The sequence below is a fragment of the Streptomyces sp. NPDC005070 genome (assembly GCF_053600395.1).
On record NZ_JBSFZS010000173.1, the window covers coordinates 1 to 11,895 of the forward strand.

At 72.5% G+C, this 11,895-nt stretch carries 10 protein-coding genes; 3 read left to right on the forward strand and 7 right to left on the reverse strand.

Annotated elements, in window-relative coordinates; translation table 11 throughout:
* Positions 1 to 257: 257 nt before the first annotated feature.
* Together ACWEBX_RS34025 and ACWEBX_RS34030 are read right to left on the reverse strand one after the other, a co-directional pair.
* Entirely contained in the window at positions 258 to 698 is a 441-nt protein-coding gene (locus ACWEBX_RS34025; RefSeq protein ID WP_451888627.1) for an SRPBCC family protein, read from the reverse strand.
* 124 nt (positions 699 to 822) lie between these two features.
* A complete protein-coding gene (locus ACWEBX_RS34030) occupies positions 823 to 1,578 on the reverse strand; it encodes a metallophosphoesterase family protein (RefSeq protein ID WP_451888636.1) in 756 nt (251 codons plus the stop codon).
* A gap of 338 nt (positions 1,579 to 1,916) precedes the next feature.
* Here ACWEBX_RS34030 and ACWEBX_RS34035 point away from each other — a divergent pair, with 338 nt between their 5' ends.
* A complete protein-coding gene (locus ACWEBX_RS34035) occupies positions 1,917 to 3,713 on the forward strand; it encodes an AMP-dependent synthetase/ligase (RefSeq protein ID WP_451888628.1) in 1,797 nt (598 codons plus the stop codon).
* 364 nt (positions 3,714 to 4,077) lie between these two features.
* Here the strand turns inward: ACWEBX_RS34035 and ACWEBX_RS34040 are convergent, their stop codons facing one another.
* Positions 4,078 to 5,220, reverse strand: coding sequence for a glycosyltransferase family 4 protein (locus ACWEBX_RS34040; protein WP_451888629.1), 1,143 nt, complete (start codon positions 5,218 to 5,220; stop codon positions 4,078 to 4,080).
* 143 nt (positions 5,221 to 5,363) lie between these two features.
* On the opposite strand from ACWEBX_RS34040, the gene ACWEBX_RS34045 reads away from it, so the two are divergent.
* Positions 5,364 to 6,605 (forward strand): glycosyltransferase 87 family protein, encoded by a 1,242-nt coding sequence (locus tag ACWEBX_RS34045; RefSeq protein ID WP_451888630.1) that lies wholly within the window; start codon positions 5,364 to 5,366, stop codon positions 6,603 to 6,605.
* Here the strand turns inward: ACWEBX_RS34045 and ACWEBX_RS34050 are convergent.
* Positions 6,566 to 7,894, reverse strand: coding sequence for an MATE family efflux transporter (locus tag ACWEBX_RS34050; RefSeq protein WP_451888631.1), 1,329 nt, complete (start codon positions 7,892 to 7,894; stop codon positions 6,566 to 6,568). The genes ACWEBX_RS34045 and ACWEBX_RS34050 overlap by 40 nt on opposite strands.
* A gap of 134 nt (positions 7,895 to 8,028) precedes the next feature.
* Between ACWEBX_RS34050 and ACWEBX_RS34055 the strand changes: the two genes are divergently transcribed.
* A complete protein-coding gene (locus tag ACWEBX_RS34055; protein ID WP_451888632.1) occupies positions 8,029 to 8,562 on the forward strand; it encodes a PadR family transcriptional regulator in 534 nt (177 codons plus the stop codon).
* 74 nt (positions 8,563 to 8,636) lie between these two features.
* On the opposite strand, the gene ACWEBX_RS34060 is transcribed toward ACWEBX_RS34055, so the two are convergent.
* The 3 genes from ACWEBX_RS34060 to ACWEBX_RS34070 form a co-directional block, all read right to left on the reverse strand.
* Positions 8,637 to 9,833, reverse strand: coding sequence for a hypothetical protein (locus ACWEBX_RS34060; protein ID WP_451888633.1), 1,197 nt, complete (start codon positions 9,831 to 9,833; stop codon positions 8,637 to 8,639).
* A gap of 81 nt (positions 9,834 to 9,914) precedes the next feature.
* Positions 9,915 to 10,937, reverse strand: coding sequence for an NlpC/P60 family protein (locus ACWEBX_RS34065; protein WP_451888634.1), 1,023 nt, complete (start codon positions 10,935 to 10,937; stop codon positions 9,915 to 9,917).
* 241 nt (positions 10,938 to 11,178) lie between these two features.
* Positions 11,179 to 11,895: C40 family peptidase (locus tag ACWEBX_RS34070; RefSeq protein ID WP_451888635.1), on the reverse strand; the 717-nt coding region annotated here is incomplete at its 5' end.

Sequence of the window (11,895 nt, forward strand, 5' to 3'; positions counted from 1 at the left end):
GTGCCGGTGCATCAGCCCGTCGCCGTTGGGTGAGGCGTGAGCGTCGGTGGCGACGGGCATCGATGTACCGGCACGGCCCCTCACGCCGGATGCCGGCCGCGGGAGGGTGGTGGTGACCGTTCCAGCCCGGCGGGCGAAGGTTCAGCCCCGGCCGGGGAGATCCAGCCCCTCCGGCGTTCGAGGAGCGGGGTCTGAGGCGGAGGGGGCGAGAGGGAGCTGGTGGCTGTGCCCCGGGGTGTGGGGCCGGCGCCGGTGGGTCAGACGGTTTCCTCCACGCGCTTCTTCAGGCCGGCCAGGGCACGGTCGATGATGACCTTCTCGGCCTTGCGCTTGATCATGCCGAGCATGGGGATCTTGACGTCGACGGTCAGCCGGTAGGTGACCTCGGTGGCCCCCTCGCCCGCGGGCTTGAGAAGGTACGAGCCGTCCAGCGACCGGAGCATCTGGGACTTGACCAGGGTCCAGGAGACCTCGTGGTCCCCGGTCCAGGTGTAACCGAGGGTCTGGTCGTCCTTGATGGCGCCTGCGTCCATGACCAGCCGGACCTGCTCGGCACGGCCGAGGTCGTCCGACTTGAGGACCTCCGCCTCCTTCACCTCGCCCGTCCAGTCCGGGTAGCGGGCGAAGTCGGCGATCACCGCCATGACGTCAGCCGGTGCCGCCTCGATCGTGATGCTCGAACTGGTGTGTTCCGCCATCGCGGTGGCTCCTCCAGATGCGGTCCGGTGAGGGAGGGTGGTGCGCACGTGTGTGCAGCGTGAAGGCTACCGCGCACGGCCGCGGGCGCCGTCACCCCACCTGGCCTTCAGCGCCGTCGCGGCGTCACCACTCCAGCACCCAGGGGCGGCCCGACCCCGCGAAGTGCCCCACATTCACGCATTCCGTCGCCCCTACGCGCATCCGGCGGGCGAGTGGCTGGTGGACGTGGCCGAAGAGCGCGTACCGGGGGCGCGTGCGCCGGATCGCGTCAAGAAGCGCGCGGGAGCCGCGCTCGAAGCGGCGCGCCACGGTGTCGTACACGAGCTCCGGCACCTCCGGCGGGATGTGCGTGCACAGCACGTCGACCTCGCCGACCGCCTCGATCTTGGCCGCGTACTCCTCGTCGCTGATCTCGTACGGCGTCCGCATCGGTGTCCGCAGTCCCCCGCCGACGAACCCGAAGACGCGGCCGCCGATCTCGACCCGCTCGCCGTCGAGGACGGTGGTGCCCGGTCCGGCGTACTCCGGCCACAGGGTCGGCATGTCGACATTGCCGTAGGTCGCGTACGTCGGATTCGGGAACGCAGCGAACATCTCGGCGTACTGTTTGCGGACCGCCTTCTCGATCGCCGCGGCCCGGTCGGTGCCGACGCCCGCCCACAGCCGGGCACCGAACGCGCGCGCCTCCTCGAAGCGGCGGGCGGTGCGCAGCTCGACGATGCGGTCGGCGTTCTCCACACCGAAGAGGTCCGGGAAGATACCGCGCGCGTGGTCGGCGTAGTCGAGGAAGAGAACCAGGTCACCGAGGCAGATCAGGGCGTCGGCGCCGTCACCGGCCCGGGCCAGGTCGCGGGCGTTGCCGTGCACGTCGCTGACCACGTGAATGCGCGTCCTCGGACGGCCGACGGGTGTGGATGCCATGACGATCAAGCGTAGGCCGGTGTGGCAAACGTGAACAGAGGCGGCCGGACCTGCGATTACTGGCACCCCCGGAAGGGCGTGGACTACTGTGCGCGCAGGAACGCCACCACGTGTGACGCATGGAACATCTCGCCGGGACCCCCTGTCGAAGAGGCCATACCGGCGGGTAACGTCCGGGCAGTCCAGTCGTACTCGGGATTTCAACAAATGATCTCTTGAGTACTTGCCCGAGCCTTGGACCGCACCGTCGCATCACACAGAGTCGTGGCGTCGGCGCCCTATGAGGAGCAGCAGTCTTGCGCGAGTTCAGCCTTCCGGCTTTGTACGAGGTCCCTGCGGACGGAAATCTCACCGACATCGTCCGCAGAAACGCCGCGCAGCATCCCGACGTAGCCGTGATCGCCCGCAAGGTGGGCGGCACCTGGACGGACGTCAGCGCCACCACCTTCCTCGCCGAGGTGCGTTCCGCTGCCAAGGGTCTGATCGCCTCGGGTGTGCAGCCCGGTGACCGGGTCGCCCTGATGTCCCGTACCCGCTACGAGTGGACGCTGCTCGACTTCGCCATCTGGAGCGCCGGCGCCGTCACCGTGCCGGTGTACGAGACCAGCTCCCCCGAGCAGGTGCAGTGGATCCTCGGCGACTCGGGCGCGCGGGCCTGCATCGTGGAGCTGCCCGCGCACGCGGCCTCCGTGGAGTCGGTGCGCGACCGGCTGCCCGCCCTCGAGCACGTCTGGCAGATCGAGGCCGGCGGCGTCGAGGAGCTGGGGCGCCTGGGCGCGGACGTCAGCGACGCGACCGTCGAGGAGCGCAGCTCGCTCGCCAAGGCGGACGACCCGGCGACCATCGTCTACACCTCCGGGACGACCGGTCGCCCCAAGGGCTGCGTCCTGACCCACCGCGCCTTCTTCGCGGAGTGCGGCAACATCGTGGAGCGGCTGCGCCCGCTGTTCCGCACCGGTGAGTGCTCCGTCCTGCTGTTCCTCCCGCTCGCGCACGTCTTCGGGCGGCTCGTGCAGGTCGCGCCGATGATGGCGCCGATCAAGCTGGGCTGTGTCCCGGACATCAAGAACCTCACCGACGAGCTGGCCTCGTTCCGGCCGACGCTGATCCTCGGTGTGCCGCGCGTCTTCGAGAAGGTCTACAACTCGGCGCGCGCCAAGGCCCAGGCGGACGGCAAGGGCAAGATCTTCGACAAGGCCGCGGACACGGCCATCGCGTACAGCCGCGCGCTGGACACCCCCGCGGGGCCGTCGCTCGGTCTGAAGATCAAGTACAAGACGTTCGACAAGCTCGTCTACAGCAAGCTGCGCGCGGTGCTCGGCGGTCGCGGCGAGTACGCGATCTCGGGCGGTGCCCCGCTGGGCGAGCGGCTCGGCCACTTCTTCCGCGGGATCGGCTTCACGGTCCTGGAGGGCTACGGCCTCACCGAGTCCTGCGCGGCCACGGCCTTCAACCCGTGGGACCGTACGAAGATCGGCACGGTCGGTCAGCCGCTGCCCGGCTCCGTGATCCGTATCGCCGACGACGGCGAGGTGCTGCTGCACGGCGAGCACCTGTTCCAGGGGTACTGGAACAACGAGGCGGCCACGGCAGAGGCCCTCGCCGACGGCTGGTTCCACACCGGTGACATCGGCACCCTCGACGAGGACGGCTACCTCCGCATCACCGGCCGCAAGAAGGAGATCATCGTCACCGCGGGCGGCAAGAACGTCGCCCCGGCCGTCATAGAGGACCGCATCCGCGCCCACGCGCTGGTCGCGGAGTGCATGGTGGTCGGCGACGGGCGTCCGTTCGTCGGCGCGCTGGTCACGGTCGACGAGGAGTTCCTGACCCGCTGGGCCCAGGAGCACGGGAAGCCGGCCGGCTCGACCGCGGCGTCGCTGCGCGAGGACGCCGATCTGATCGCCGCCATCCAGGACGCCATCGACGACGGCAACGCGGCGGTGTCCAAGGCGGAGTCGGTCCGCAAGTTCCGTGTCCTCGCCCACCAGTTCACCGAGGAGTCGGGGCACCTGACGCCGTCGCTGAAGCTGAAGCGGAATGTGGTGGCGAAGGATTACGCGAACGAGATCGAGGCACTTTATCGGGGCTGACGCCCGAGCGACCGGGTTCCACCCCGGCCGGGAACATCACGGCTCGGCCCCCTTCGCTGGAGGGGGCCGAGCCGTTTCCGTCCCTGGGGTCGTTCGCCTTCGGGCGCTGGTGGGGGGCCCGCTCCCGGGGTGGGGGCGGCTCCCGCCGTGGGGGGTGGGGTTCGTCCCGGGCGGGAGGGGAGGTGCGTCGTGGTTGCTCGCGCCATTCCCGCGCCCCTGAGCGCGCCCTGACGGGCGTCCCTCAGGGCGTGGCCGGTGGGGGCGTGCCCCGTCAGGGGCGCGGGGAACTGCGCGGCCGGCCAGGATGCTGCCCGCAGGCGCCGACGGGCAGCGAGCGGCACCCCCGTAGGCGAACCCGGTGACGCTAGAGAAGCTCTCGCAGGCGGGCTGCCAAAAGGTCCCAGCGCCATGTCTCCTCGACCCAGGACCGGCCCCGTTCGCCCATGCGCCGGCGGAGTTCGGGGTCGCCGAGCAAGGTGACGATGCGGTCGGCGGCCTCCTCGGCGGAGCCGCCGCGGACGACCCAGCCCGTCTCGCCGTCGAGCACGGCGTCGGGCGCGCCCCCCGAGTCGCCGGCCACCACCGGAAGGCCCGTGGCCGACGCCTCCAGGTAGACGATGCCGAGTCCCTCGACGTCGAGTCCGCCCCTGCGCGTCCGGCACGGCATCGCGAACACGTCCCCGGCCCCGTAGTGCGCGGGCAGTTCCGACCAGGGCACCGCCCCGGTGAACCGGACCGAGCCCGCGACCCCGGTCTCGTGCGCGAGCTTGCGGAGCTCCTTCTCGTACGGCCCGCCGCCGACGATCAGCAGCACCGCGTCCGGCTCCTTGGCCAGGATCCGCGGCATCGCGAGGACGAGGGTGTCCTGGCCCTTGCGCGGGACGAGGCGGGAGACGCAGACGACGACGGGCCGGTCGGTGAGGCCGAGCCGGGCCCGGACCTCGGCACCGCCCGAGCCGGGGTGGAAGGTCCGCTCGTCGACACCGGGCGGCAGGTGCACCATGCGCGCGGCCGCCTCGGGGGTCAGTGCGGAGGCGATCCGCGAGCGGGTGTACTCCCCGAGGTAGGTGATCGTGTCGGTGGACTCACCGATCCGGCGCAGCAGCGTCCGGGCGGCGGGAAGCTGGGCCCAGCCGGCCTCGTGGCCGTGCGTGGTCGCCACGAGGCGTGTCGCGCCCGCTCTGCGCAGGGCCGGCGCCATCAGGCCGAGCGGTGCGGCGGCGCCGAACCACACCGACGTACAGCCGTGCTCCCGCAGCAGGCCGACGGCCCGCCGGGTGGCGCCCGGCGTCGGAAGCAGCATGGTCGTACGGTCCCGTACGACGGTGAAGGGTTGCTCGGCATCGAACGCGGCGGTCGCCTCGGCGCCCTCGTGGCCGCGCTTCCAGGTCGAGGCGTAGACGACGAGCCGCTCGGGGTCCAGGCGCAGCGCCATGTTGTGCAGAAAGGCCTGGATGCCGCCGGGGCGGGGCGGGAAATCGTTCGTCACGATCAGGGTCTTGTGCATCGTGTTCGACACTATCGAACCTATACTCACAGCTCCGCGCGGCCGCGCTCGACGGCTCGCACACAGACCGGTGCGTCACCCTGGGTCCGCGAAAAGCGCGGTGACGAGACACACGGATTCCGGACGACGAGGGCCAGGTGGGCATGACCGGGGCACGGAGCACGAGGTTCCCCTTCGCCATGACCGCCCTGCTGCTGATCTGGGGTCTGACCAGGCTGGCGCTGCTGCTCTTCGTGGCCAAGGTGTACGTCTTCCCCGGCCCGGACGTCACCAGCGACGTCTCCGTGATCTACCACGGCTGGTACGAGGTCCTGCAGGACGGCCGGTTCCCGCTGCACGACGTCACCTGGCAGTATCCGCCGGCCGCCTCCCTCGCGATCCTCTCGCCCGCCCTGCTGCCCTTCCTCGACTACGCGCACGCCTTCTTCGTGCTGGCCTTCGTCGCCGACCTGGTGGTCTTCGGGCTGCTCCTGTACGCGGGCTCGCGCTCCGGCAAGAGTGTGCGGGGTGCCTGGGTGTGGATGATCGGGGTCCCGCTGCTCGGCCCGACCGTGTACGCCCGCTACGACGTGATGGTGACGGCCGTCGCGGTCGGCGCGCTGCTCGCCGGCTCCCGCCACCCCCGGGTGATGGGCTTCCTCACGGGCTTCGGCGCGATGGTGAAGGTCTGGCCGGTCCTGCTGCTGCTCGGCGCCGTGCGCCGGCGGGCCTGGGCCTGGGCGGCGGGGACGGCGACCGGGATCGCGGCGGTGTTCTTCGCGACGATGCCGGGCGCCTTCGCCTTCCTGACCTTCCAGCGCGACCGCGGCACCGAGGTGGAGTCGCTCGGCTCCCTCGTCTTCCACGTAGCCAGGCACCACGGCTGGAACGGGCGGGTGCTGCTCAACTACGGCTCGGTGGAGTTCGTCGGTCCCTACGTCGACGTGGTGAGCACGGCGGCCCTGGTGCTGACCGGACTCGCCTTCGGCTGGCTCATCCTGTGGCGGCTGTGCGCCAAGCGGTACCTGTCGCACACGCTCGCCGACGCGGCCTTCGTCGCCGTCCTGATGTTCACCGCGACCAGCCGGGTCATCAGCCCGCAGTATCTGGTGTGGATCGTCGGGATCGCCGCGGTCTGCCTGTGCTTCCGGGCGAGCCGGATGGCGCTGCCCGTCTTCCTGGCACTGGTCGCGTGCTTCGTGACGGTGCTGGAGTTCCCGACCTGGTTCGGCGACGTCGTCGGCAGTACGGACCTCGGCATCACCCTCCTCGTGCTGCGCAACGGCCTGCTGGTGGCCGCCGCCGTGCTGGCCGGCCGGGAGCTGTGGCGCTCCACGGTCTCGCGGCCGGCGCCGGAGCTCCCCGCTCAGGCCGCCCGTGCCAAGGAGACCCTGGCGTCCTCCTGACGCCCGGTCCGCGCGCTCCGCCGGGCCCACAGCCACAGGGCCGCGCACTGCACCGTCATGGACAGCGCGAGGGCCAGGCAGATGCCCGCGAGCCCGAGTCCTGACAGGGCGAGGGCGAGGGGAAGCTGGACCGCCGTGCCGGTCAGCGTCACCCGCAGCAGCACCGGCGCTCCCCCGCTGCCCTCGAAGACCCCGCCGAGGGCGATGAAGCAGGCCATCAACAGCAGGTAGGGGCCGACGCAGCGCAGGAACAGCACGCCGTCGTGGGCGACCGCGGGGCCGGCGCCGAAGGCCCGCATGATCCAGGGCGCCAGGGCGGCGAGCAGTCCCGCGGCGAGGAGGCCGACGGCCCCCGAGACGAGCACGGCCTGGCGTCCGATGGCACCCCGCTCGTCACGGCCCGCGCCCCTGCTGTGCGCGGTGTGGATCGAGGCGGCCTGGCGGACCGAGTAGAACGCCATGGTGGCGACGTACATGACCTTGTAGGCGATCGCGTAGGCCGCCACCGCCGTCGTCCCGAGCCGGGCCACGATCGCGACCAGCACCAGAGCGCCGCCCTGCCTCACCGTGAAGTCGGCGGACATAGGCAGACCGGTGGTGAGGGTGCGGCGCAGGGCCGCGCCGGTGCCCTCGGCGGGCGGCGCGCCGGCCGCCTCCGACAGCAGCGCGTTCCGGCGCAGGGCGCGCAGTCCCGCCATGAGGGCCACCGCGCGGCACAGCACGGTCGAGAGGGCGGCGCCCGTGACGCCGTACGCGTGGATCAGGAACGGGTCGAGGCCGAGGATCAGGCCGTTGGCCAGCAGGGCGAGGCGCATCGGGGTGCGGGTGTCTCCGGTGCCCTTGAGGATGCCGTCGACGAGGTTCTGGGCGAAGAAGACGGCGATGCCGGGCAGGGAGACCGCGAAGTACTGCACGGCGAGGGTCACTGCGCGCCCGTCGCCGCCGAGGACCAGCCGGGCCAGCGGTTCGCGCAGCAGGAAGCCGCCCAGGGCGATCACGGGCGTGACCGCGGCACACAGTGCCCAGCCGCCGCGTACGGCCGCGCGGACCGCGCCCGGGTCGCCGGCGCCCCGGGCGTGCGCGACCAGGACGGTGGTGCCGGAGGCGAAGACGAGGGCGCCGCCGAGCAGCACGTTCTCGGTGTTCGTCGCGACGGCGACGGCGGCCACGGCGGTGCCGCCGAGCCGGGAGACCCACACGGTGTTGATGATCCCGGCGGCGACGGAGGCGAGCAGCGAGAGATAGACGGGGTGGGCGAGCGCCATGAGCTGGTTGCGATGGGCGTTCACAAAGACTCCCTCGATACGAGCTACATCGTTTCGAGGTAGCTCGATAAGAGGTACCATGGGTGGGTGAACCCCGCAACCACCCGGACGCGCCGGCCCCTCGGGCCGTCGGCGCCCACGAAGGAAGGGCCGGCCGGATGCTGGAGCTGTCGATCCTGGGCTTCCTGTACGAGCAGCCGCTGCACGGCTACGAGCTGAAGGAGCGCATCAAGGCGCTCAGCGGCCATGTCCGGCCGGTCAGCGACGGCGCCCTCTACCCGGCGATCACCCGCCTGGTCGACGGAGGCATGCTCGACCAGCACACCGAGCCCGGCAGCGGCGCGGCCCCGCGGCGCATCCTGTCGCTCACCGGGAAGGGGCGCGCGGACCTCATGGAGCGGCTGCGCCACCCCAAGCAGGCCGAGATCACCGACCAGGTCCGCTTCAACACCCTGCTCGCGTTCCTGCGCCACCTCGGCGACCCCCGCGAGCAGGCCGCGGTGCTGCGCCGCCGCCAGGAGTTCCTCCTGGCCCCGACGAGCTTCTTCTACGAGGGCGACCGGCCCGTGCGCGCGGAGGAGGCCGACGACCTGTTCCGTCAGGGCATGCTGCGGGTGGCGCGGGCCACCGGCGAGGCGGAGCGGACCTGGCTCGCGGAGGCCATCCGGCGACTGGAGGGCGAACAGGACTGAGCGCCGGCCGAGCCGGTGTCTGAGCGCCGGCCGAGCCGGTGCCTGACGCGTCGACCCGGTCGGTGCCTGACGCGTCAGCCCAGTTGGTCCCCGAGGTACTGCCGCCACAGCGTGGCGAACCGCTCCGGCGTCGTGTGCAGCACCTCCCGCAGCGCGTCCTCGACCGCGCCAGCCCGCTTCCCGTGGTCGCCCACCGCCCGGTAGAAATCGTTCAGCCGGACCTCGCCCCACCGGTCCGCGATCAGCCGGCAGGCCATCCAGCCGCCCTCGTACGCCCGCGCCAGCCGGCCCGCGTCCCCGGTGAACCCGAAGTCCTCGTCCTCGGGCAGCCCGGCCGGGACATCCCCCGCGGCCACCGCGCGCTGCAGTCCCGGGGCGACCTGCCCGGATGTCCGCCCGCTGCCGCGATAGCCGGCCCAGTCCGCGTACCCCTCGGAGAGCCACAGCGGGGTGGCGGCCGTGGTGTGGGCGCGGGTGGCGACGTGCGTGGTCTCGTGGGTGAGCACGACCTGCTTGCCGAGGACACCGAGGACGCCGTACGCGTCCGGGTTGACGATGATCCGGTCCGCGGGCGCCTTCCCCGAGCCTCCCGCCTCGCCGGTGGTGACCGCGGCGATCCCCCGGTACCCCGACGCCGGAGCCCCGAGCAGCCCGGCCATCCCCTCCAGCGACTTCGGTACGAGGACGACGACGTGCCGCGACCAGTCCGCGCCCCAGGCGTCCGACACGGCCGGCACGGCACGGTCCGCCAGGCCCGCGAAGGCACGCAGCCGCTCGCCGGACTGCCCGACCCCCAGGACGAGGCTGTGCTCACCCCGTACGGCCGTCACGGTCCCCTCGTCCCACAACTGGTCGCCGCCCTTGCCGGCCGGCTCGTCGGAGGTGACGCGCCAGGTTCCGCCGGCGCGGGTCAGTCGCAGGGTGCGGTCCACCGTGACCGGTGCGGCGTCGTAGTCCGCGATGCGGTAGCGCAGTTCGGCGCGGGCGGTGGCGCGGTCGCCGGAGCGGCTCAGTCCGGCCAGACGGTAGGACCAGGCCGCGAACGGCACGTCACGCAGGTTCGCGAGCCCCTGCCCGGCACCGGCCGCGGCGCCGGTGGCGCGGAACGCGGCGTCGTCCCGGTCCAGGACCGCTGCCGCCCGCCGGTCCAGGACCCGCCGCACGTCGGCCGCCGCGGTGTCCGGCGCGGCCCGGCCGCCGCAGCCGACGAGCCCGGCGAGCAGCAGCACCACGGAGAGACCCGCTCGCGACGCACACCTTCGACCGGCCATTCTCCCGATCGTACGGTGCCCGCGCCCGCCCGCCGGAACGCCCGCCCGCCCGGCCGGTCCCGCGCCGGGACCGCGCCCCCGTCAGACCCGGGTGACGGACGAGATCGGCATCATCCCAACCGGGTCGTAGCGCACCGGTGCGCCCGGATAGGGGGCGTGGATCACCTGGCCGTTGCCCACGTACATGCCGACATGGCCGGCGTCGGACCGGTAGGTCACCAGGTCACCGGGCCGCGCCTGGGAGAGCGGGATCTGCCGTCCGGCGAACCGCTGGGCCTGCGAGGTGCGCGGCAGGCCGACCCCGGCGTGCGCGTAGGACCACTGCATGAGGCCCGAACAGTCGAAGCCGCCGGGCCCGTTGGCGCCCCAGACGTAGGGACGGCCGAGCGCCGAGCGGGCCGCCGCGACGGCGACGGCCGCGCGCGACGAGGAGGCGACGGAGCCGTCGAGGCCCGGCAGGTCGCCGCGGGACGCGCGCGACGCCCGGTCGTAGGCGGCGCGGTCGGCGTACGGCAGCGAGTTGAGCAGGTGCCGCGCCTTGGCCAGTTTGCCCTCGATGACCCGCTTGTTCCGGGCGACGGACGTGCGACTGCGCTCCAGTTCGGCCAGTTTCCCGTCGGCCTCGCGGCGTTCCTGGGCGAGGTCGCGCAACGCGAGCTGGAGCTCCTTGAGTTCGCCGGCCTGGCGGGTGCCGATCCGGTCGAGCGCGGAGGCCTGGTCGAGATAGTCGTCCGGGTCGGCGGAGAAGAGCAGCGCGAGGGACGGGTCGAGGCCGCCCGAGCGGTACTGCGCCCCGGCGAGCGAACCCAGCGCGTCCCGCATGGTGTTGACGCGGTCCTGCTGCCGGGCGATCTCGTCCTGTGCGGTGCCGATCTGCTCGCGCAGCGCGTCGCCGCGCTCGTCGGCCTTGTTGTACGCCTCGGTGGCCTTCTCCGCCTGGGCGTAGAGGCGGTCCACCTCGGCCCGGGTCTCGTCGTGTGGCGCCGCCGAGGCGGGCAGGGTGCCGAGCGCGGCGGCCGCCGCGGACATCACGCAGGCGGCGGCACCGAAGGCGCCGGCGCCCCGGTGGAAGCCGGTCGGTGCAAGGCGGCGATGAAACCCCACGGGTGGCCGCACTCCCTTCCGCTGACGGTCCCCCGCCGTCGGGGGATCGCGGCAGACAGTAACCGCGCGACCACGCGTCGACCAAAGACCCCCGCGGGCACGCACAGTGACGCCCCGCCGGAGACGCAGGTCACCGACGGGGCGCGGGGTCAGCGCGAGTTGTCGCAATTCGCCCGTTTGGGCGGTGCGACGGGAGAGCGCTTCGGGCGGCCCGCATCCCGCGCGGGACCGCCCGTCCGGATCAGATCCGGACGCCGAACTGGAAGGGCATGTTGCCGATCGCCTCGTAGCGGACGACCGCGCCGGTGTGCGGGGCGTGCAGCACCTGGCCGTTGCCCGCGTAGAGGCCGACGTGGTGCTGGTCGCCGTAGAAGATGACCAGGTCGCCGACCTGGAGATCGCTCTGCGAGTAGATGCGGGTGCCCGCGTTGGCCTGGGCCTCCGAGGTGCGGGGTATGGTCACGCCGGCCTGGGCGTACGCCCAGGAGGTGAGGCCCGAGCAGTCGAACGAGCTGGGGCCGGAGGCGCCGTAGACGTACGGGGAGCCGATCACGCTCTGGGCGGCCGCGAACGCGGCGCCAGCACGGCCCGAGCCCTTGCTGTTGCCGAGGTCGACGCGCTCGCTGGCGCGGGTGGCCCGCTCCTGCTCCTGGGTGGCCAGCGCCGCCTTCTCCTGCGCGGTCAGCGTGTTGAGGAGCTTCTGCGCGGAGCCCAGCTTGCTCTGGACTTCCTTCTTCTTCTTGGCGAGCTCGGCCCGGGTGTCGGCGAGGTCCTTGAGCTTCGCGGAGGCCTCGGCACGCTGCTGGGCGAGCGAACGCTGCTTCTCCTGGACCTTCTTGAGCGACCCGACCTGCTGAGCGCTGAGCTGGTCCATGGCCGAGGCCTTGTCCAGGAAGTCGTCCGGGTTCGAGGAGAGGAAGAGGGCCACGGAGGGGTCGATGCCGCCGGTGCGGTACTG